This is a genomic window from Bradyrhizobium sp. 61 (assembly GCF_023073075.1).
GTDB classification, from domain to species: Bacteria; Pseudomonadota; Alphaproteobacteria; order Rhizobiales; family Xanthobacteraceae; genus Bradyrhizobium; species Bradyrhizobium barranii.
In genome coordinates this window covers 1-19,979 of sequence record NZ_JADPIU010000015.1, presented here as the reverse complement: position 1 = coordinate 19,979, position 19,979 = coordinate 1, and the positions used below count along the sequence as shown (strand labels likewise).

Here is a 19,979-nt window from a genome sequence, read left to right as displayed (position 1 = left end):
ACCAGTCATGCCGGCGCTTGGGTCACCATCTATCTATGACGCGCGGTTGAGAAAGATCGGCAACCCCTGCTTGTTGCCGTAGATGGGGCGATAGCGCTCCGTGTTGTAGCTGCTGGCGACGTCCAATTTGCGCGGGCCGAGCTTGGCGTCAGGGATGGGCACGAGGTCGTAGCAGCCCTCTACCAGCGCCGACATGAGGCCGGTCTTGCCTTCCAGGATGGCATCGTAGGCCATGTTGCCGAAAGTCAGGGCCACAAGCTTGTCGATGAAGTCCGGATCGCCCGATCGCAGGTCGTAGGTGAGGTCGGAGGTGATCGTCTCCTCGCCGGCGCGCCGCTTGATCTCGTCGGCAAGCGATTCCGCCACGTTGGCCTTCTTGCGGTGACCGTAGGCGTCAGGCTCGCCGTATTCCTGCAGGTTGAAGCCCTCCCACTCGGCACCCTCGCTGAGCACGATCAGCGCGTAGTTGCTTGGGTTCGCTCGCTTCTCCTCGAGGAGCAGCTGGATCAGTTTGTCGAGGTTGACCTTGTACTCCGGTATGACGCATCGTATCGAGGTCGCATACGCGGCGTAGAGCGCTGTGAATCCAGCATCGCGGCCAAAGACGCGGAAAATGCCAATTCGCTCATGCGAGCCGACAGTGGTGCGCTGTCGCTGGATGGCATCGCTGGCGCGGGTGATCGCGGTCGAGAAGCCGATGCAGTACTCGGTGTTGCGGACGTCGTTGTCCATCGTCTTCGGGATGGCGATGATCTTGACGCCTAGTTCGTTGAGCTTGGCCGCATAACTGAGCGTGTCGTCGCCGCCGATGGCGATCAGGTGTTCGATTCCGAGCCCCGAAAGGTTCGCCAGCACCTGGCCGGTGAGGTCCCAGGTCTTGGTTACGATGCCGTCCTTGGTACTCAGGGAGACTGGAACGTCCCTGCCGACGAGATGATCGGGCAGCTTTTGTATTTTGGACGGATTGATGCGGCTCGAGTGCAGCACGGTGCCGCCGCGCCGGTCGATAGTGCGAGTGTTTTCACGGTTGAGCGGGATGACATAGTGAGACCTGCTGGTCGGGTCCTCGAGGTTCAAGTGCGTGAGGGCCTCCCAACCACGGCGGAGACCGACGACCTCGATGTCGTTCTCACTGCCGCGATAAGTCACGCTCTTGATGACTGCGTTGAGGCCGGCGACGTCGCCGCCGCCCGTGAGAATGCCGATGCGTCTTTTCGCCAAGCCAAACCTCCCAGCATTGGCAGGTCGTAATAATGCACAGCGCAGCTTCGCTACTCGGCCGCTTCCGGCTTGCGCTCCTCACGCAGCCGAAATTGCTTCACGAGTGCGGATACGGTGTCGCGGAAGCCGCCATATTCCAGCTCAGAATAGGGCAGCATCGCAGCGCCGGACCAGCCCTGGCTGCGCATCTCGATTGCCTTGCGTTGCGCGCGCCGGCGCACCTCGTCCCACGCCGGGTTGTCGAAGAAATCGGTATAGGACTCGGAAAAGCGGCCGTCCTTGTCGACCGAAAAGCCAGCGCAAGAAACGATCGGCAGGCAGTACATGCCAGTGACCGGTGTATTGAGCGGCACGGGCATTAGCGGCATCACATGCGAGCCGCGCGCATCGCCGCCCACGAAGTGTGCCTTGGCGAAGGGCGAGATAATCTCCTCGGGCGCCGGGAAAATTCCCTGGTTTCTGATGATTGCGACCGGATCGTCCTTGCCGGTGTACTTGCCTGCGATTGCGTGAAGACGTTGCGCCGACACGGCGGCGGCAACCTCGCCATATGTTTGAGAAACGATGCGATCAATGCCAAAGCGCTCGTTGTCGCGGAGCAGCGCGGCCATGTGGTAGTTGTCCTCGGGCGCATCGAGTTCGATCACGCTGTCGCCCGCCGTGTGGTCCATGTCGATGACATGGAAACGGAATCCCTTGATCATCGGGGGTAGCATCAGCCCGGCGCAATACATGGGATCAGCGAAGGCGAGGTAGAGCGGCAGGTTATAGGCGCCGGGGCCGCATTTGTCGGCGGCGAACACCATGAATGATTCCGCGGGTCTCGGCCCCGAGAGGCTGTGGTCGAAGCTGAGCTCGGCGACGCCCGGGCCGGCACCGCGAATGTTTCCGGAAGGTGCGTCTGCGAGAAGATCCTGGCCGGCGCCGTAGAGACCGGAAGTCCTTGCAACCGAAGTGGCCGCAAGAAACGCCTTCCAGGCGAGTTGATGGATCTCGGAGCTCCCCTCGCCCCGAGTGTGCGTCATGATGATCGCAATGTCGTCGCCGGTGTGGCAGACAAAACCGTCGATCAACAGACCATTGCAGATCGCCTTCGCGACCTCGCCCTCGACAGCTGCCATCATGCGTGAAGATGGTTTCGTATGCCCGCCGACTGAGCCAACGTCAGCCTTGATGACCGAAAGAGTGAGTCTCATGAGCTTTCTCTCCGACCAGCACAGCGCGACGCCTCTGCGCAGGCTGCGCCGGGGCGACGGCGCTGCTCATACGCCGGAAGAACGTCTGATGTTACGTTAGGTTCCGCAGATGCCCTTCCTGCTCGAAAAATTCGGGCTCATCCGCTTCCCGAGATCTTCAACCACCTTAAGGATCATCCCAGAACCGATAGGATAAGTAGATCATGCGCCATCATTTTCTGCGGTGCACGGGTCCGGTTTTGGCCCGCGTGATACATGCCGGTGCAGTCTGACGATTTCCGTTCACAGGGGTAGACCGGAAGAGAGCGGCATTGTCCGCCGCTTGTGCCCGCACTGTGGGTAAGAAGGTGTCGAAACCACGGGAGAAGCGGCAGCCCAAAGAGCTCAGCAAGCGCCAGCTTTACGCCATACTAGCTGAGGCGGTCAGGAATAAGGACTAAGAGCTAGCCCGCGAAGCGCGCCCGCCCTCCATAGTCCTGAAACGGGAAATGATATTGCCCGTCAGAATGCGGCGTCTATTGCAGATCGTGCCAAGACCGGGAAAGTTCGGCAATCTATGACGGCGTGTTCCGCCCGTGAATACACCGTATGGTTGGCCCAGAACAAAACGGGCCACGTTGTCATTTCAAACTAGGCCACTGTCGCCGGAAACAGGCCAGTGCCAAGACTTTGACAGTGGTCCGACCAGATCGACTTGCTTGAGGATGGGAGACCGCTTGGCCTATCACACAGCCCCTCAAAAGTGACCAACGGAAGTTATTCGCATTTTCGCAGTGCCGTCATCATCTTCTCAGCCAGCAACAACAACGGCGACGGTCTCTACCTCGTCATCGCGAGTGCAAGAACTGGTGCTACCGGTACTGGAAAGAAGGTAAGCCGCGCTGGCTCGGTCTAGGATCGCTCAAGGACGTGTCGCTAAAGGACGCGCGGCTTGTCCGCGACGCAGCGCGTCTTCGTGTCAAAGGCGATCGCAGCGCACCCGGCGTCGACATCGTGTGGAGAAGCGAGCGGCGCCTGAGGAAGCGAAAGCCGGAGAGACCAAGGTCACCCTGCCTACTTTCGAGCTGTGCGCCGAAATCTACATGCGCGAGCACTGGTCGATCTGGAGCACGAAGCATCGCGGTCAATGGCCGTCGTCGCTCAAACTGTACGCTTACCCGGCAATTGGAAACTCACGACCCCAGAGATCAAGCCTAGCCACGTCTACGAATTGTTGCGGCCGATCTGGGTTGAAAAGCGAGAGACGGCTACAACTTTCAGAACAATGCACCACCTAGCAGGACTTTGGGGGCGATCCGAAACCGCCGGCCGTCTCCCTAAGGGGGGCAAGAGCGTCGCGCTTGCGGTGAGTGAGACGGGGACATCCTATCGAGAAACGTTCTGCGGGATGGACTTGAGCATCGTAGCTCACTTGATCCTTCCGCTGCTGTGGGATCCGTCAGTGCTCCCAATCAGCATGATCCAAGGCATTAGAAAGCTGATGTAAAAGTTGCGACAATTGTTGTTTGTCGGCGGTTGAGAAATCTTTGAATAGCCGAGCCTCGCGCTTACGCGAAGCTTCGGCCATTCTCGTGGCGAAATCTCTACCTTCGCGGGTAAGCTTGGCGATGGCGGCTCTGCCACGGGAGCGAGTTTGCTCGATCGAGATCAGCCCTCGATCCGCCAGGACGGCGAGACTGCGACTTGCTGCAGCCTTGTCGATGTCGGCGGCGTCGGAAAGTTCACTGACATTGAGGGATTCGATGCTCTTGAGCGTCATGAGAAGACGCCATTCCACGATGCCGATGTTCCAGGCCGCGCGGTAATACGCGGTCGCGCCTCTGTTGAGGCGCATGCCGAGGGTCGACACCAGCACGGCGACATGTTCACGGGCCAGCATTCCGGCATTCCGGGAACGTTCGTCCGAAGCTTTCTCCCTCTCGATTTTCTTGGTCGCCGGCATTTTCGAAGATCTCCAATGGACTTCGTTCCAAGTCCCGCATTTTGCAGTGCATTGATCCAGATCAAATTTCTTGACAAAACATTTATTGACATATCAACATAGAGCCCAATCTCCCAATTCCAAGAAAAAAAGTGGCGAGAGTGACATGGAAGGAAACGGCTTGGTCGCCGGTCTTGATCAGGCGAGGACGTATGCCGGCGCAATCGATTGCGACCTTCACCCGGCGGTGCCCGGAATGGGCGTCCTCCTGCCATATCTGGACGACTATTGGCGCGAGATGGTCTCCGTCCGCGCGCTCGATCGTCTCAATCTGAGCCTGACCAGCTATCCGCAGAACTCGCCACTATCCTGTCGTCCAGACTGGCTTCTCCCGGGCGGCGCGAAGGCGGGCTCCTCGCTCGAAGCGATGCAGGACCATGTGCTCGATCGGTTTCGACCGCGCTATGGAATTCTAAACTGTCTCTACGGCGCGCAGGTCCTTCACAGTGAGGATATGGCGGCAGCGTTCTGCCGAGCGACCAACGACTGGATCAGGGATCACTGGCTCAACCGAGATCCGCGGCTCCGCGCCTCGATCGTGATCCCGTCGCACAACGCGGAACTCGCCGTGGCGGAAATCGACCGCCGTGCCGACGACTTCCGCTTCGTGCAGGTGCTCATGCTGGTGTCCGGTGAAACGACGCTGGGCCGGCGGCATCTCTGGCCCATCTACGAACGCGCCGAGCGCCTCGGCCTGACGATCGGAATTCATGCAGGAAGCGCCTATCGATATGCGCCTACCGCCGTCGGGTGGCCGTCATACTATGTCGAGGACTATGTGGCGCAATCCGCCGCATTCGAGAGCCAGCTTCAAAGCCTGATATCGGAAGGTGTGTTCGCGAAGTTCCCCGGGCTCAAGGTCGTTGCAATCGAATCCGGGTTGACGTGGCTGAGCGGGTTCATCTGGCGCGCCGACAAGACATGGAAAGGCGTGCGAGCCGAGGTTCCGTGGGTCACGCGCATGCCGTCCGAGATCATCCGTAACAATGTGCGCTTCACTGTCCAGCCGGTCGATGCGGCGGACGACGGCGAGGCCATCATGCGGCTCGCCGATCACATCAAGTCGGACGAACTGTTCCTGTTCTCGACGGACTATCCGCATTGGCATTTCGACGGGGATGCGGTTCTCTCCGGCCGGCTCCCTGATGCGCTTTTCCGCAAGATCACCAGTGAAAATGCGCTCGCCACTTACTCGCGATTGGCCACGGCCGATCAGATCATGGAGGTTGTGCCATGAGCACCGTTGAACTGGAACGGCCACGGGCCTCGAACTACAAGCTGAAAGTCATCGATTGCGACATCCATCCGGCGATGACGTCCTGGACCGAGGTGCATCCTTATCTGGAAAGGCAATGGATCGAGCATCTCACGGTCTATGGCAGTCACCTGCGCCACGCCTTCTCCGAGGCACTGTCGCATCCGCGCATGTCGCCCGACGCCGCGCGGATCGATGCCTATCCGGAGGAGGGTGGGCCGCCGGGATCGAGCCTTGACCTGATGAAGAAGCAGCACCTCGATCCGAACGGGATCGAGGTGGGCATGTTGATACCCCTGCGGTGGAATCCGGGCAGTCAGAGAAATCTCGACCTTGGCGTCGCATTGACCCGCGCGATGAACACCTGGCAGGTCGAACGCTGGGTGAAGCAGGAGCCGCGTTTGAGGGCCTCGGTGCTGATCGCCCAGGAGGACACGGTTGCCTCCGTCGCCGAGATCGATTCCAGGGGAGGGGATCCCAACTTTACCCAGATCTTGATCCTGCCCAAGACGGACGAGCCGCTCGGACGCCGACGCTACTGGCCGATCTATGAGGCGGCCGTGCGCAACAACCTGCCGATCACGATTCATGTCGGTGGCACCAATGGTCATCCATCGACCGGCGGCGGATGGACATCCTATTATATGGAGGAACATCACTCGGTCGCCCAGACCATGCAGGCGGTCGTGGCGAGCCTTGTCTTCGAAGGGGTCCTGGCGCGCTTTCCCGAGTTGCGCGTCGTGATCATGGAAGGCGGCTTGGGCTGGGTACCGTCGCTCAATGCGCGCATGGACAAGCACTGGGCGCGCCTTCGGAGCGAGGTTCCCCATGTGAAGAAGCCGCCGTCGGAATACGTGCGCGAGCAGGTGTGGTTCAGCACGCAGCCGATGGAAGAGCCGGCGACGTCAGCCGAATTGATCGATCTGTTCGACAGGATCGGATGGGACCGGCTGCTGTTTTCCACCGACTACCCGCATTGGGATTTCGACGATCCGCGCTACGCGTTTCGCGCCAACCTCACGCAGGCCCAGCGCGAGCAGCTTCTCTATGAGAATGCGCGCAAGTTCTACAGGTTGGACTGATGGCGCGGCATGTGGTTGCGACCGTAGATCAGATCCCGCCGGGCCAGCGCCTGCTGGTCCAGGTCGATGGGCGCGAGATCGGAATCTTCAATGTCGAGGGCGAGTATTTCGCCGTCGGCAATCGTTGCCCGCATGAGGGGGCGTCCTTGTGCAAGGGGCGCATCGTCGGGCTCGTCGAGGCGACGGGGCCCGGTGACTATCAATACAGCCGTCGTGGTGAGTTGTTGCGCTGCCCGTGGCATGGCTGGGAATTCGATCTGCGAACCGGTCGGTCATGGTGCGAGCCGGATCGCACCAAGGTCCGAAGCTATGAGCTGAAAGTCGAGCCCGGAGGCGCGCTGATCGAAGGCGAACTGCGCGCCGAAACGTTTCAGGTCACGATCGACAAGCAATACGTTGTCTTGGAAGTCTGAAGACCAGTGAATCAATTAAGCAAATAAAAGCGCATTGGGAGGAGTAAGTGTTGTTCAAGCTAGGAATGTCGGCGGCTGTCGCCTGTTTCGTGGGTCTGTTGAGCTCCGCGCAAGCCGAGGACGGTTCTTGGGACAAGGTCATCGAGGCCGCCAAGAAGGAAGGCAAGGTCGTGGTCTACAACATGGCCTTGGGCGCTCCCTACTTCACGGCTGTCCTCAAGTCGTTCGAAGCGAAGTACGGAATTCCGGTCGAGAGTCTCGACCTCCGTGCCAGTGAGCTCTCCGAGCGCATCCGCACCGAGCAGGCGGCCGGCCGCTTCCTGGGCGACGCGGAAATGGTCACGACGACCATGATCGAGGAGCAACTCAAGAACGGCGATTTCGTGCAGAAACTGCCGCCGATCCCGAATGCCGCCCATTTGCGACCGCCGTTCAAGGCCAATGAATACAGCGTGCCGGCATTCATGCAGCCGATGGGCATCCTCATCAACACGCGGCTGGTCAAGGAGCAGGACATCCCGACGAGCTGGAACGATCTCAACGATCCCAAATGGAAGGGCAAGATCCTCTCGGACGACATGCGGCCGCTCGGCAGCGGGAATACCATGTTCGCCATCCTGGAAAAGACCATGGGCACCGACTTCAACCAGAAGCTCGCCGAGCAAAAGCCCGTGTTCAGCCGCGATATGCGAAACGACGCGCGCCGCGTGGCTCGCGGCGAGTACGCCATCTATATCCCGCAGATCTTTGCCTTCACGTCCGATCTGAAGGGGCTGCCGGTGAAAGTCGTGATTCCGAAGGAGGGTGCACCTTTCGCGGAGATGGATCTCGCAGTGCTCAGGAACGCGCCGCATCCCAACGCTGCGCGTTTGTTCATCGACCACTTCCTCAGCGTCGAGTCGCAATTGCTCTACGCGAACGCCTGGATGCTTCCGGTGAACGCCGCGGCCGCCGAGCGCGCCAATCCGGACGCGCAGCAGTTCGTGAATGCCAAGATCATTGGTCCCGCCAAGCTGGCTGAGCGCTCCTCGATGATGGATCTCGCCAAGAAGCTTTACCCCTGAGAGACCCATGAGCGTTTCAGCCGGAGAGGGAGTGAACAACCTCGTCGAGAGGCGTACGACCGGCCTGAGCGGGATCGGGCGGTGGCTGCAGGCGACTGCGGCAGGCCGCCTTGCGGCGCTCGCTCTGCTCGTCCTCGTTCTCGCCTTCCTTTCCGTCTATCCGCTGTCGATGCTGCTCTATGGAAGCCTGCATTCGACGCCGCCGGGAATGGCCGGCACTTTCAATTTGGACGGATATCGCGACGTCATCACGCTGCAAAGCGCGGTGACACTCCTCAACACCGTCGGCATATCCCTGGCCAAGACCATCCCTTCGGTAATCCTGGCCGTCTTGCTCGCCTGGATACTGGCGCGAACCGACACGCCATTCCGGGGGGCTCTGGAAGTCCTGATCACGCTGCCATTCTTCATTCCCCCGATCCTGACCGCAATGGCGTGGGGCATGCTCGGCAATCCGCAGGTCGGATTGCTCAATCAGCTCTATCAGTGGGTCACGGGATCAGAGACAGCGCCGATCAACGTCTATTCATATGGCGGCGTAGTCTGGCACATGATGCAGTATTCCGTGCCGTTCCTGTTTCTTCTTATCGTGGACGCCTTCCGAGCGATGGATCCGAGTCTCGAGGAGGCGGCGACCATGTGCGGCGCATCACGCTTGCGAACTTTTCGCTCTGTCACGCTGCAGCTTATGCTGCCCGCGCTGACCGGTGCGGCCATATCCTGAGCTTCATTCGCGGCATCGAGAATTTCGAGTCGCCGCTCTTCTTCGGCTCACCGGCGGGAATTAGGGTCATCACGACGGACATCTACGACTCGATCAACCAGCGGTCGCCGCCGCAATATCAGTATGCAACCGCGATCAGCTTCGTCATCATGGCGCTATTGTTCCTGATCGTTCTTCTGCAGCGGCGGATGCTGCGCGGCCGAAGTTTTCAGACCATCACTGGCAAGGGCTATTCGCCTTCGGTGATGAAACTCGGTGCATGGCGATGGGCAACCTTTTCCTTTTGCGTTCTGTTCTTTGTGGTGACGGTGGTTCTCCCGGTCGGACAACTCGTCATCGGCTCGTTCTTCAAGTTCTTCGGGTTCTACCAGTGGGACATGCTGACACTCGAGCACTATCAGGCGGTATTCGGCAGCAGCGAGTTCTGGCGCGGGTTCAGCAACACAATGTTCCTGGGCCTCGTCGGCGCCACGCTGACGATGTTGCTCGGCGCAACCGTCGCCTATGTCTCGGTCCGAACGAAGTGGCGAGGCCGGTTGCTGATCGATTCGATGGCCTGGCTGCCGTGGATGATGCCCGGCATCGTCCTTGGTGTCGGGTTTCTCTGGGGGTTTGCTCTGCTGCCTCACGCGATTCCGATCTACGGCACGATCTGGGCGCTGCTGCTGGCCTATATTTCGCTTGGGACGCCGCTTTCGGTGCGCGCGATGTCGAGCGCATATGCGCAGCTTTCGTTCGACCTCGAGGAGTGCTCCCGGGTGCATGGCGCAAGCTGGCTGCAAACCATGAGGCGCATCGTCCTTGCCCTGGCCTGGCCTTCCTTCGCCGTCGGATGGGTGCTGGTGTTCTTCGGCATCATGCGCGAGCTGAGCGCATCCGTTCTGCTCTATTCTGTCGGCTCCGAGGTGTTGTCTGTCGTGCTGCTGAAGCTGTGGGCGAACGGCAACGCGGAGCAGGTCAGCGTGATCGGGCTCATCATGATGGTTCTCGTGATCGTCTTCCGGTGGGTTCAACTCAAGTTCATCAGCAGCCGTATCGGTGGAATGTGACCAGGCTTGGATCGTGCCATGTCGAATGTCGTTCTTGAGAAGGTAAGCCGGAGCTTCGGTAATTTCGTCGCGGTCGACGGCGTCGACCTGCGGGTCAGCGAGGGTGAATTCGTCACCCTGCTGGGGCCGTCGGGGTGCGGCAAGACCACGACGTTGCGGATGGTCGCGGGCCTCGAGCAGAATACCGGTGGCCGCATCAGCATCGGCAACGAGGTCGTCAGTGATGCGGCTCGCGGCGTTTTCGTTCCGTCGGAGCGCCGGCGGCTCGGCATGGTCTTCCAGTCATACGCGATCTGGCCGCACATGACCGTCTTCGAGAACGTCGCCTATCCGCTGCGGGTGCGCCGCAAATCCGCGGCCGAGATACGCGATCTCGTCGCCAGGGCACTCCGCCTCGTCGAAATGCAGGATTTCGCCGAGCGGCCGGCACCGGCGCTGTCCGGCGGCCAGCAGCAGCGAGTGGCGATCGCGCGGGCCCTCGTCTTCGAACCCAAGGTGCTGCTGCTCGACGAGCCGCTCAGCAATCTCGACGCAAAGCTCCGTCTGCAGATGGGCGACGAGTTCCGTTCGATCCAGAGACGGCTCGGCATGACGAGCCTGTACGTGACACATGATCAGGCCGAAGCGATGGCGTTGTCCGACCGTGTGGTCGTGATGGATCGCGGCCGAATCCAGCAGATCGGTGCGCCCGAGGAAATTTATCGCTATCCCGCAAACCGGATCGTGGCGGCCTTCTTCGGAACACCGAACCTGCTGGAGGCCAGTGTGGAGGCCTGCACGCGGATCGACGATCATCGGGTGCGGCTCAACGTCGTCGGCAAGGGCTGGCGTGGAGCGTGCCAGTCGGCAAGCGAGATCCGGCCCGGGCGGCCCGTGACCGTCATGGTTCGTCCCGAGGACGCCCGTATCGCGGCCCCAGATGCGGCTCACAGTGACCACGAACTTCGATGGTCCGGACAGATTGCGCATACGATCTTCCGCGGTCCGATCCGGTCGGTCGTGGTGCAGACCGACGATAGCCGCCTCAATGTCGATGCGCCGCCGTTCGGTGGCTTCTCCGTCGGAGACAATGTGACCGTCGTCGTTCCGCAGCAGTCGGCTTGGGCTGTGCCGGAGCAGGCCGGCGCAGCCCCTTAAGCCGGGAATACCTCTCAGCGATAGATCTGCTGAGCCAAAAACAGCATCTCGTTCATGCGTTCTGGATCCGTGGTGCCGAGAAGCTTCGTTGTTTCGATCTGTGCCACCGCGGGATCGACACCGGTCAGCGCGTCCGCCGTGGTCGGCAGCAGCCCGAGCCTCGCAAGGTTCTGCTGCATCGTCTTGCCCAGATAGTATTCCATCAGCAGCCGCGCCGCGTTGGGGTGGGGTGCATTCTTCAGCAGCGCGAGATCGTAGCCGACATAGGGCAGCCCCTCCTTCGGCGCGATGAACTTGACCGGGAGGCCCTTGAGTTCAAGCAGCGACGTCAGGCTGTCGGGGATGTAGAGCGGGTATTCGCTGCGCGCTACGCGGCGCTCATTTGCGGGTATCTCCCGGCTGAACTTCAGGTCCTGCTGGGCAAGCTTCTCGTGGAAGGCGCGCCCGTAGAGGTCCTGCAGGACCGAGAAGAGCACGCCGCCGCCGCCGAGCGTCCGCGGATCGTCGCTGAGGATTTTTCCTTTCCAGCGCGGATCCGTCAGGTCGAGCCAGCTTTTCGGCTCGTCCGCCGGCTTGACCAGCATGGTGTTCGCCAGGATGCCGTAGACGATGGCAAAGACAGGGAGCCGCATGCCGTCGCTTGGGAAGTCCGTCTTGAGACGGCCGAGGCTGGGGAGGGGGCCGTGAGGTTCGAAGACACGCTCCTCCTTGATCTGCAGCGTGGTCGTGGTCCGCCCGTTCTCGGAGACGTCGGCTGCGTTGCGGCCCGCGGCCTGCTCGATGCGGATGCGCTCCCGGACTTCGCTCGCGCGCGCTTCGAGAATGTCCACGGTGATTCCGTAGGCGGACTCGAAGTCCTTCTTGAGCTCCTTGTGCGCGGCAAGGCCGACGAACGCGCTGTAGAGCACCACGCGGCCTTCCTTCTTTGCGGCGGCGACCAGCGCGGACCATTCACCCTCCGCTCTCGACGGAGCCATGATCGACGGCAGGATCGAAGAGGCCGTCAGTCCAAACACCGTAGCGCGGCGCGTGATGCGCGCGCGCTTTTCCCGGTCCGGCGTGGCCATTGTTGCTACTCCGCGGCTTGCGGGCTCGGGGCACGCCAGCGAATGGCGGTCTTCAACTTGTCCTGATAGGCCTCGAGCCAGTCGATCTTCGCGTCAGCGTAGTAGGAGCCTGCGCGCGCGTTCCAGAACACCTCGGCATCGTCGACGCCGGGCGGCACGGTGCCGCTGTTGGCGAATGCCCGTGCAGCGTTGAGCAGGCGCCGCCTCGTCCGCGCGATCATCACGTCGCTCGGTGCGAGATGTTCCTTGGTGTGATCGACGATCGGCCCCATGCTTTCCGTGACGGCTTGGTCCTGCATCACGATGTTGCGGATGCCCGTGTAGATCTTGTTGGTGCGCTGAGCTTCGCGATCGATCTGCCAGTCGTTGCCGATGTTCTGGACCGCACGCCAGCGCCCATACCAGTCCGTGGTGTTGGGTAGATAATCGAGACCGTCGGCCCCGGGGATGCCGCCACCGGATTTCAGCTTGGAACTCGAGTAAGTCGCCCCTTTGGCGCGGCCGCCATAGATCGAGATCAGCATCGTGTGGGTGTCGTCCATGGGCACCCACGCTTTGGCGACTACGTGGTCGGCAAAGTCGGCGTTCGGGGTTTGGGTCCAGAACGGCAGTGAGAAATGCGCCATTCGCCAGTGCATTCGATCGTCAGCTTCCGGCCGAAATGCGCCGTACATCGTGCCCCAGTCGGTCTCGGTGACCTTGTACTCCGGCGCTCGGTTGGAAACCGTATGACGGGCCGGGTGGCCTTCCTCGAAATCATCAGGGTTGATGTGTCCGGCATGCAGGAAGCCGAAATGCGACGTGTCGATATCGCCTTCGAGGCCCTGGAGCCAGTTGGCTTCGCGTTGGAGGATGGTGACGGTCAGATCCTGCTCCGGAACGAACAGCGCTTCGTGCATCGGCATCGGCGGCGCCTCGGCCCGCGCGCCCATGTAAACCCATATGAGGCCCGCGCACTCGCGAACCCTGTAGCTTTTTGCGCGGACCTTTTCCTTGAAATCCTGCGGAGGGGGAACGTTCGGCATTTCGAGGCAGCGGCCGTCAACGTCGAACTTCCAGCCGTGATAGACGCAACGGATGCCGTCCTGCTCGTTACGGCCGAGGAACAGCGAGACACAGCGGTGCGGACATTGGTGATCCAACACGCCAACCCGGCCCGAGCTGTCACGGAAGGCAATGAGCTGCTCACCGAGCAGCATCAGGCGCATTGGATCGCCGTCGACTGATAGTTCCGAAGAAAGAGCGGCGGGTATCCAGTATTGCCGCATCATCTCGCCCATGACCGTACCTGGGCCAACCAGCGTCAGATCCTGGCCGTCAGTCGATTTCGACATGGTGATCCTCCCTAGCTCTTTTGAATGCTTATTATTTGCATTATGCAAGTAATGCGGTCCTGCGTCAATGACGCGATCGTCCGGAAAGCGAGCGGTTGAGCGGTGCAGTGCAACTCGTTATGGTTCTGCTCCCATCACCGCGAGCAAATTGTCTTGATGAACAAGGTCAGCACGATCCTCCCGCTCGAGAACTGGACCGGATACCGGTTCGGTCTCATCGCTTCGCGGTTGGGCAGCTTCATCTCCCCCATGTACGAAGATCGTTACGAGCTGACGATGCCGGCCTGGCGAAGCCTCGCGGTCATTGCCAGGCATCAGCCGCTGACGGCCACGCAACTTGCGACATTGACCTCGTCCGACGCGTTCAAGGTCGCGCGCTCCATCGAATTGTTGGTGCGTCGAGGGCTGATTCATCGTGACGTGGATAAAGCGGACCGCCGCCGCGCCAGCCTGAGCCTCACGACCGATGGCCGCAAGGTCTACAAGGATATCGAGAAATTCGTTGTTCGGGTCGAGCGCAAGCTCATGGCCGCGCTCGATCCGCACGAAATCGAGGTTTTGAGGCGAAGCCTCGACAAGCTCGATCAGCAACTGGAGACCGAGATCAAAGCACAGGGCCGCGAGAAATTCCTATAGCGGTCTTCAACACTACTCATTTGTCTGCTCGGCGCGCCGGGAATTTCGTTGGCCGCGGACGCCAAGGGGGACGTGGAGAAGGCTTACGCCGCTTGGGATGCCGCATTTAATAAGCACGACGAGAAAGCCATCGGCGCCTCCTATGTCGCGACGGCAAAATTGATGCCGCCCACACATCAGGTCGCGTCGGGGCCGGCCGAGATCGAGAAGTTCTTTGCCGGACTCTTCGCGAGCGGTGTGACGGATCACAAGTTGGAGATGATCGATGCCGGCGGAGACGACAAGGTAGTCTTCGGCACAGCCAAGTGGAGCGCTACGGGTAAGGACAAGGAGGGCAAGCCGTCTCCCTTCAGTGGTTTGGCGACGCACGTCTTCGAACGCCAAGCCGACGGATCGCTCAAATTGAGGCTGCAAACATTCAACTAAAGCGGTCGAAGCTTAATCGGTCCGGCGAGGCGGCGGCCTTACCGGACGCCCAAAAGGGCTACTTGTCTCCGGTGCAAGATATGTCCGGGTTGGGTCAAACTGCGACTTAACGGGGAGGGCAGTTCTTGGCGAAACGCGGACATTTGCCCTGATCGGCACGTCTCCGAAGAGCCAAGATCAGAGTGATCGTCGCATTCGGTCGCGGCGTGGACTTGCTACCTACGATGACGTGAGGATTCCGCAGCTATCCTCTCATACAACGCCACCTCTACGCGCTAGTGCGGCAGAAGAGCTATCTGCTGGGGTCATTTGGAGCAACGGCCTCCTCGAACAGCTCAACCTTACCGCGCGTGTTGTCTGTTACCGCAAAAACCTCGTAAAAATCGATCTGCGGCTTCATGCCGTAGCGCTGGATGATGCCCTCGAGCCACGGCCCGGTGTAGAACGCCTTGGCATCCTCAATACGCTCCCACTGGTACACGCCGCCCGCCCAGCCGCTTTCGGACCAGATGAAGTGCTTGCTGATCAGCCCCGTCACCTCGCGGAAGTTGGGGGCGATCTTATGAAAGTGCTCGCGACACGTCGCGTGGTCGATCTGCGGCGGCAGTTTGTATCGTACAACGGCGGTAATCATGCGACCTCCTTGTAAGGATGCCCCGGCTCAATTGGCATTCCCGCGATCAAGCAAGCGGGAAGCCGACATGGATCAAAAGCGCAAAGCCTAACCAGTAGTTTCCGTTCTGCTGCGACCAGCCGACTATCCCAGATCATGCTGACTTAGCGTTAGAAGTTAGACCGCGTCGCTGAATTCGCGCAACGCAGGCTCCATGCTGGTGCGTGCGCACGACCGAAATTTTGATCATCTACCCCCGCCGATCGCGACTAAATGCGACAGAGGCTTCCGTGAGTAGGTCAACACGATTGACAAGAGCCTTAATCGCCGCGCGGCTATCTCCTTCCAATTTTTTGCGTTAATGTGAAGCTCTTCACACCTGTGTAGCAGACGGGCTCGGATGATGCCCAAAGAGAGGTGAGCTAAGGCCCCGCAAAGCGCCGCCCAGTTCTATTCCATTCACACGCGAGTTTGGGAGTGACACATGGAAAAGCGCGAAATTGGCAACAGCTTGACGAAAGGTCTGTCCGAAGCGAAGCGGGGCGCCTTCTCCCGCCGCTCGGTGTTGACGTTGGTTTGCACCCTCGGCGCCACGGCGCCGCTTGGAATGTTTGGAGCGGCTCGCGCGCTGACGGCATCCGGGACTGGATCGCTGTCTTATATTCCCGGCGAGCCTCTTATTTGTCGCGCCGCAGCGAGCAGTGAAGAGCTGCAGGGCCCACCCCGCCAACTCAAACTCGCCTGGAATGCGAACGCGGCGTGCACCGTCGCTGCGGCAGTCGCAAAGGAGCGGGGTATCTTCGCCAAGCACAACCTCGATGTCGAATTCGTCAATTTCGGCGGTTCGACCGACCAGTTGTTGGAGGCGATTGCAACTGGCAAGGCGGATGCCGGTTTGGGATTGGCCCTGCGCTGGCTCAAACCGCTGGAGCAAGGTTTCGACGTTCGGATCACCGCCGGTGTGCACGGCGGCTGCATCCGGCTCCTCGGCTCCAAGGCTGCGAATATTGACAGCCTGGAATCCCTGCGCGGCAAGGCTATCGGGATTAGCGATCAAGCGAGCCCAGCGAAGAACTTCTTTTCGATCTACCTCGCCAAAAAGGGCATCGATCCGGCCCAAGAGGTAGAGTGGCGCCAGTACCCGGCCAATCTGCTCGCGCTTGCCGTCGACAAGGGCGAAGTGCAGGCGCTGGCCGAGATTGATCCGCTGCCCTACCTCTGGCTCAAGGAAGGCAAACTCAACGAGATCGCGACGAACTTGACGGGTGAATTCGCCGACCGCACCTGCTGCGTTCTCGCGATACGTGGCAGCCTCACCCGAAGCGAAATGCCGGTGGCGGCCGCTCTGACCCGATCGATACTGGAGGGGGCAGACCTAGTTGCCAGCGATCCCGCCGATGCCGCAGCAATCTATTCGGGCTACGGCGGGAGAGGATCCGTAGAGGATCTCGCCACCATGTATCGTAGCCATACTCACCACAATCACCCGGTCGGGGCCACGCTCAAGAAGCAGCTTCTACTCTACACCGACGAACTCAAGGCAGTGAACGTCATGAAGCGAAGCACTGACCCGGCCAAGTTCGCCGAGCGGATTTATCTTGACGTTCTAAGCTGAGCCGATTGGGAAGATCCGCAGTGAGCTCGGTCATCGATGAAGTGCCGAGGCCATCAGAGAAATCGGGTTTCGGCTTTTTTGAAAGTTCGACCACTCGGTCGTTGATCGGCGGACTGTCTGTTGCCGCCGCATGGTCTATGGTCGCCGTGCTCACTGCGCTCTGGCCGGATAAGCCCGAGAGCGATTGGGCCTACACGGGCGGCTTCGCGATTGCCTGCGGCGCGTTGGCCCTTGCGCTCGCCCTGGCAGCCTTTGCCGGCGTTCGTTTTGTTGCTTTTCAGCGCCTCCAGCGGCTCTCCCCGTGGCTGTTTGCGCTCGCGCTGTTTTTTGCTGCCTGGGAGGCCGTCACAGCAAAGCTTGGATTGCTGCCGTTGCCGTTCTTTCCGCCGCCGCAGGCCATTGTCGAAGTCGTAATCGATGATTGGGGGCGGCTGGCTGAAGGCATCTTCGCCTCAGCGCGTCTGCTCGCGACCGGTTACTTTCTCGGTGCGGCGGTGGGGTTCGTAACCGGCGTGGCGATCGGCTGGTCGCGGCTCGCCGGTTATTGGATCCACCCAGTTTTGCGGTTCATCGGGCCGCTGCCCGCGACAGCTTGGCTGCCGCTCGCATTTTTCGTTTTCCCGTCGAGCTTCAGCGCCAGCATTTTCCTGATTGCGCTCGCCACCGGGTTTCCGGTCACCGTGCTGACCTGGTCGGGCGTCGCCTGCGTGAAGAGCGCCTATTACGATATTGCGCGGACATTGGGAGCAACCCAGCGCTTCCTCGTGCTCAAGGTTGCCATTCCGGCGGCAATGCCACATGTCTTTGTCGGCCTGTTCATGGGTCTCGGCAACTCGTTTGCGGTTCTTGTCGTAGCCGAAATGCTGGGCGTGAAGGCGGGGCTCGGCTGGTACCTGCAATGGGCGCAAGGTTGGGCGGCCTATGCCAATATGTACGCCGCGCTGCTGCTCATGGCGTTCTTGTGCTCCGGGCTGATCACGCTGCTGTTCCGCTTGCGGGACCGCCTGCTATCCTGGCAGAAAGGTCTGGTGCGATGGTAGCGGCGATCGCAAGCGATCACGCGGTCCGTGGATCGACGCTAACGCTCCGCGAAGTGAGCCACAGCTTCGATCTCGAAGGGCAGCCCCTGCCGGTATTGGACCGCATCAGCCTTCAGGTCGGCCGCGGCGAATTTGTCGCTCTCCTGGGTCCGAGTGGGTGCGGAAAATCGACCCTGCTGCGGCTGGTCGCGGGGCTCGACACTCCAACAGCCGGCTCCCTGCTAGCGGAGGGAAGAGAGATCGAAGCACCCGATCCGTCGCGCGTCGTCGTTTTTCAAGACCCAACGCTCTATCCATGGCGGACGGTACGGAGCAACGTTGCGCTCGGTCTGGAAGCCCGCGGGTTGCTACGCACTCATGGCGGGCGTATCGAAGACGCCTTGCGCCTGGTGGGGCTCACGGGCTTCGCCAATGCCTACCCGCACCAGCTTTCCGGTGGCATGGCGCAACGCGCGGCTCTGGCGCGTGCGCTTGTCAACGACCCAAAGCTGCTCATTCTCGACGAACCTTTGGGCCAGCTCGACTCGCTGACTCGCATCGCGATGCAGGCGGAACTCGTATCACTTTGGCAGCGCTCGCGCTTCACGGCGCTGATGGTCACGCACGATGTTGAGGAGGCGCTATTGCTTGCTGGCCGTGTCATCGTGCTGAGCGACCGGCCTGCACGGGTCAAGGCTGAAGTCGTCAACAGCCAGCCCTATCCTCGCCACCGGGGCGATCCGCACTTCGTTGAGCTTCGTCGCGAGGTGTTTGGGCAACTCGGCCTCGATGAGGCATGGTAGCCCTCAAAAGGAGCTCGCCGTGACGGATATTCTCATACGCATCCACAGAGCAAGCAGCACGGCGTTCTCGCCGCGATCGCAATGCGATTGTGTTAGCGGCTGTGCAGCCACCTCGTGGAGATCTAAAAATCTGGGAAGCGCACGGAGACTTCGATGACCTCAGAATTCAACGTCCACAGCGCCGCGGGCTATGAGCAGCTCATGGGCCGCTGGAGCCGAAGACTCGCGCGGAAATTCATCGACTTCACAGGGGTTTCCGACGGCGAAAGGATTCTCGAGATCGGCTGCGGCACCGGTAGCTTGACCTTCACGCTCGCCAAAGCCGCCGACCTCGCCGAGATTACCGCGGTCGACTATTCGCCAATCTTTGTCGAGGAGGTAATCCGGCGCAACACAAACCCGCGAATAAAAGTCCGACAGGCGGATGCCTGCGCCCTGCCCTTCGAGGGCCGCACGTTCGATCGCGCTTTGGCGCTTCTCGTGCTCCAGTTCGTTCCCGAAGCCGGTAAGGCAGTAGCCGAGATGCGCCGCGTCGTTCGGCCGGGCGGCGTAGTCGCGGCAGCGGTGTGGGATCATCTCGGCGGGATGCCCGGCATGCGCATGATGGTCGACACGGTGGCGGCACTCGGTGAAAGCGGGCGCCAGCTGCGCAGTCGCTATTGCTTTCAACCAATGATGCAGCCGGGCGAACTGAGACGGACTTTTGCCGAGCAGGGTCTCGTGAGCATTGCGGAAGTAGAGCTGATGATCCGCATGGACTACAAAAGCTTTGCCGACTATTGGACGCCGATTGCCGCTGGCGAAGGGCCGCTCGGCAAGTATGTGGCAGCGCTCGATGCTGCGGAGCGAGCGCGCACCGACGCCGCCGTGCGCGATGCCTACGAGGCCGGCCGTCCCGATGGCCCGAGGTCCTTTGCAAACGTCGCGTGGGCGTGCCGAGGCATCGTTCCCTAACTCGACGGCCAGAGCGGTCTCTTCCGAGGTCCTGACTATCTGAGTGCCCGGGTGGAAAGTCGATGAACGTCTGGGCTTAACCAGGACGAGCGGGCTTGCTGCTCTGCTACGCGGATACGAGAAGATTGGCGAAGTGGAAATTTTTCATTTTCTGCTTGAAGTCAGGTGAGTGAGCGTCTATGCGTTTGCCAGCGTTGCCCGTCTGTCGGGGGCTCTCTTTGGCCTAGATGCCAAGGGAAGCATGCACGCTCTTGATGCTCCTCACCTTGTTGAGTGACACAACAGTCGACATAAGTCGATTGGAGTTCATTCATCGTCGGTAAGGGTGTCGGAACCCTTCCACTCTGGAAGGTTGGGGCCTCCTGGTCCCGGGCTGTTTGACAAGTGAAG

General features: G+C 60.7%; 20 protein-coding genes. 14 read left to right on the top strand and 6 right to left on the bottom strand.

Annotated features, from left to right (window positions below):
• Positions 1-33: 33 nt before the first annotated feature.
• Positions 34-1,221: a 6-phosphofructokinase gene (locus IVB46_RS07095; protein ID WP_063985300.1), complete on the bottom strand. Its 1,188-nt coding sequence runs from the start codon at positions 1,219-1,221 to the stop codon at positions 34-36.
• Positions 1,222-1,271: 50 nt separating this feature from the next.
• Entirely contained in the window at positions 1,272-2,417 is a 1,146-nt protein-coding gene (locus IVB46_RS07090) for a fructose-1,6-bisphosphatase (protein ID WP_247316523.1), read from the bottom strand.
• A 723-nt stretch (positions 2,418-3,140) separates the two neighbouring features.
• Here IVB46_RS07090 and IVB46_RS45070 point away from each other — a divergent pair.
• Positions 3,141-3,614 carry an Arm DNA-binding domain-containing protein gene (locus IVB46_RS45070; RefSeq protein WP_346016120.1) on the top strand — a complete coding sequence of 158 codons (474 nt, stop codon included), beginning with the start codon at positions 3,141-3,143 and terminating at the stop codon, positions 3,612-3,614.
• Positions 3,615-3,855: 241 nt separating this feature from the next.
• Here the strand turns inward: IVB46_RS45070 and IVB46_RS07085 are convergent, their stop codons facing one another.
• Positions 3,856-4,359 (bottom strand): MarR family transcriptional regulator, encoded by a 504-nt coding sequence (locus tag IVB46_RS07085; protein WP_247316522.1) that lies wholly within the window; start codon positions 4,357-4,359, stop codon positions 3,856-3,858.
• Positions 4,360-4,504: 145 nt separating this feature from the next.
• Here IVB46_RS07085 and IVB46_RS07080 point away from each other — a divergent pair, with 145 nt between their 5' ends.
• From IVB46_RS07080 to IVB46_RS07050, 7 genes are all read left to right on the top strand, one after another.
• Positions 4,505-5,635, top strand: a complete 1,131-nt coding sequence (locus IVB46_RS07080; protein WP_247316521.1) for an amidohydrolase family protein — start codon at positions 4,505-4,507, stop codon at positions 5,633-5,635.
• Positions 5,632-6,735: an amidohydrolase family protein gene (locus tag IVB46_RS07075; protein ID WP_135217089.1), complete on the top strand. Its 1,104-nt coding sequence runs from the start codon at positions 5,632-5,634 to the stop codon at positions 6,733-6,735. Before IVB46_RS07080 ends, IVB46_RS07075 begins: the two co-directional genes overlap by 4 nt.
• The gene (locus IVB46_RS07070) at positions 6,735-7,148 is read left to right on the top strand and encodes a Rieske (2Fe-2S) protein (RefSeq protein WP_247316520.1); all 414 of its coding nucleotides are present in this window, start codon (positions 6,735-6,737) and stop codon (positions 7,146-7,148) included. The genes IVB46_RS07075 and IVB46_RS07070 overlap by 1 nt, the downstream gene beginning before the upstream one ends.
• Before the next feature lie 47 nt (positions 7,149-7,195).
• Positions 7,196-8,212, top strand: coding sequence for an extracellular solute-binding protein (locus IVB46_RS07065; RefSeq protein ID WP_224580631.1), 1,017 nt, complete (start codon positions 7,196-7,198; stop codon positions 8,210-8,212).
• Between the two features lie 7 nt (positions 8,213-8,219).
• Entirely contained in the window at positions 8,220-8,936 is a 717-nt protein-coding gene (locus IVB46_RS07060) for an ABC transporter permease subunit (RefSeq protein ID WP_247342363.1), read from the top strand.
• Between the two features lie 149 nt (positions 8,937-9,085).
• The gene (locus IVB46_RS07055; protein WP_247342359.1) at positions 9,086-9,985 is read left to right on the top strand and encodes an ABC transporter permease subunit; all 900 of its coding nucleotides are present in this window, start codon (positions 9,086-9,088) and stop codon (positions 9,983-9,985) included.
• A gap of 18 nt (positions 9,986-10,003) precedes the next feature.
• Positions 10,004-11,122 (top strand): ABC transporter ATP-binding protein, encoded by a 1,119-nt coding sequence (locus IVB46_RS07050; RefSeq protein ID WP_247342355.1) that lies wholly within the window; start codon positions 10,004-10,006, stop codon positions 11,120-11,122.
• A 14-nt stretch (positions 11,123-11,136) separates the two neighbouring features.
• Here the strand turns inward: IVB46_RS07050 and IVB46_RS07045 are convergent, their stop codons facing one another.
• Positions 11,137-12,189 carry an ABC transporter substrate-binding protein gene (locus tag IVB46_RS07045; RefSeq protein WP_247316517.1) on the bottom strand — a complete coding sequence of 351 codons (1,053 nt, stop codon included), beginning with the start codon at positions 12,187-12,189 and terminating at the stop codon, positions 11,137-11,139.
• Between the two features lie 5 nt (positions 12,190-12,194).
• Complete coding sequence (locus IVB46_RS07040; RefSeq protein ID WP_247342352.1) at positions 12,195-13,523, bottom strand: Rieske 2Fe-2S domain-containing protein; 1,329 nt, start codon at positions 13,521-13,523, stop codon at positions 12,195-12,197.
• Positions 13,524-13,679: 156 nt separating this feature from the next.
• Between IVB46_RS07040 and IVB46_RS07035 the strand changes: the two genes are divergently transcribed.
• Together IVB46_RS07035 and IVB46_RS07030 are read left to right on the top strand one after the other, a co-directional pair.
• Positions 13,680-14,159 (top strand): MarR family transcriptional regulator, encoded by a 480-nt coding sequence (locus IVB46_RS07035; RefSeq protein ID WP_085403315.1) that lies wholly within the window; start codon positions 13,680-13,682, stop codon positions 14,157-14,159.
• Between the two features lie 48 nt (positions 14,160-14,207).
• Positions 14,208-14,585 carry a nuclear transport factor 2 family protein gene (locus tag IVB46_RS07030; RefSeq protein ID WP_225048605.1) on the top strand — a complete coding sequence of 126 codons (378 nt, stop codon included), beginning with the start codon at positions 14,208-14,210 and terminating at the stop codon, positions 14,583-14,585.
• A gap of 292 nt (positions 14,586-14,877) precedes the next feature.
• Here IVB46_RS07030 and IVB46_RS07025 read toward each other — a convergent pair whose 3' ends face one another.
• Positions 14,878-15,219, bottom strand: a complete 342-nt coding sequence (locus tag IVB46_RS07025; protein WP_166082224.1) for a YdhR family protein — start codon at positions 15,217-15,219, stop codon at positions 14,878-14,880.
• A gap of 463 nt (positions 15,220-15,682) precedes the next feature.
• On the opposite strand from IVB46_RS07025, the gene IVB46_RS07020 reads away from it, so the two are divergent.
• The 4 genes from IVB46_RS07020 to IVB46_RS07005 all read left to right on the top strand — a co-directional run bounded on the left by IVB46_RS07020 (position 15,683) and on the right by IVB46_RS07005 (position 19,589).
• The gene (locus tag IVB46_RS07020; protein WP_085398206.1) at positions 15,683-16,813 is read left to right on the top strand and encodes an ABC transporter substrate-binding protein; all 1,131 of its coding nucleotides are present in this window, start codon (positions 15,683-15,685) and stop codon (positions 16,811-16,813) included.
• 101 nt (positions 16,814-16,914) lie between these two features.
• Positions 16,915-17,853: an ABC transporter permease subunit gene (locus IVB46_RS07015; RefSeq protein WP_224517721.1), complete on the top strand. Its 939-nt coding sequence runs from the start codon at positions 16,915-16,917 to the stop codon at positions 17,851-17,853.
• Positions 17,847-18,635, top strand: coding sequence for an ABC transporter ATP-binding protein (locus IVB46_RS07010; protein WP_063985287.1), 789 nt, complete (start codon positions 17,847-17,849; stop codon positions 18,633-18,635). Before IVB46_RS07015 ends, IVB46_RS07010 begins: the two co-directional genes overlap by 7 nt.
• A 153-nt stretch (positions 18,636-18,788) precedes the next feature.
• Positions 18,789-19,589, top strand: coding sequence for a class I SAM-dependent methyltransferase (locus tag IVB46_RS07005; RefSeq protein ID WP_247316515.1), 801 nt, complete (start codon positions 18,789-18,791; stop codon positions 19,587-19,589).
• The last annotated feature ends 390 nt before the right edge of the window (positions 19,590-19,979 follow it).

Bases quoted from the DNA above. Each gene is read 5' to 3' on its own strand.
- IVB46_RS07045 (WP_247316517.1), bottom strand. From the start codon at position 12,189: ATGGCCACGCCGGACCGGGAAAAGCGCGCGCGCATCACGCGCCGCGCT.
- IVB46_RS07020 (WP_085398206.1), top strand. From the start codon at position 15,683: ATGGAAAAGCGCGAAATTGGCAACAGCTTGACGAAAGGTCTGTCCGAA.
- IVB46_RS07025 (WP_166082224.1), bottom strand. From the start codon at position 15,219: ATGATTACCGCCGTTGTACGATACAAACTGCCGCCGCAGATCGACCAC.
- IVB46_RS07070 (WP_247316520.1), top strand. From the start codon at position 6,735: ATGGCGCGGCATGTGGTTGCGACCGTAGATCAGATCCCGCCGGGCCAG.
- IVB46_RS07060 (WP_247342363.1), top strand. From the start codon at position 8,220: ATGAGCGTTTCAGCCGGAGAGGGAGTGAACAACCTCGTCGAGAGGCGT.
- IVB46_RS07035 (WP_085403315.1), top strand. From the start codon at position 13,680: ATGAACAAGGTCAGCACGATCCTCCCGCTCGAGAACTGGACCGGATAC.
- IVB46_RS07090 (WP_247316523.1), bottom strand. From the start codon at position 2,417: ATGAGACTCACTCTTTCGGTCATCAAGGCTGACGTTGGCTCAGTCGGC.
- IVB46_RS07075 (WP_135217089.1), top strand. From the start codon at position 5,632: ATGAGCACCGTTGAACTGGAACGGCCACGGGCCTCGAACTACAAGCTG.
- IVB46_RS07080 (WP_247316521.1), top strand. From the start codon at position 4,505: ATGGAAGGAAACGGCTTGGTCGCCGGTCTTGATCAGGCGAGGACGTAT.
- IVB46_RS07005 (WP_247316515.1), top strand. From the start codon at position 18,789: ATGACCTCAGAATTCAACGTCCACAGCGCCGCGGGCTATGAGCAGCTC.
- IVB46_RS07050 (WP_247342355.1), top strand. From the start codon at position 10,004: ATGTCGAATGTCGTTCTTGAGAAGGTAAGCCGGAGCTTCGGTAATTTC.
- IVB46_RS07055 (WP_247342359.1), top strand. From the start codon at position 9,086: ATGGCGCTATTGTTCCTGATCGTTCTTCTGCAGCGGCGGATGCTGCGC.
- IVB46_RS07010 (WP_063985287.1), top strand. From the start codon at position 17,847: ATGGTAGCGGCGATCGCAAGCGATCACGCGGTCCGTGGATCGACGCTA.
- IVB46_RS07040 (WP_247342352.1), bottom strand. From the start codon at position 13,523: ATGTCGAAATCGACTGACGGCCAGGATCTGACGCTGGTTGGCCCAGGT.
- IVB46_RS07085 (WP_247316522.1), bottom strand. From the start codon at position 4,359: ATGCCGGCGACCAAGAAAATCGAGAGGGAGAAAGCTTCGGACGAACGT.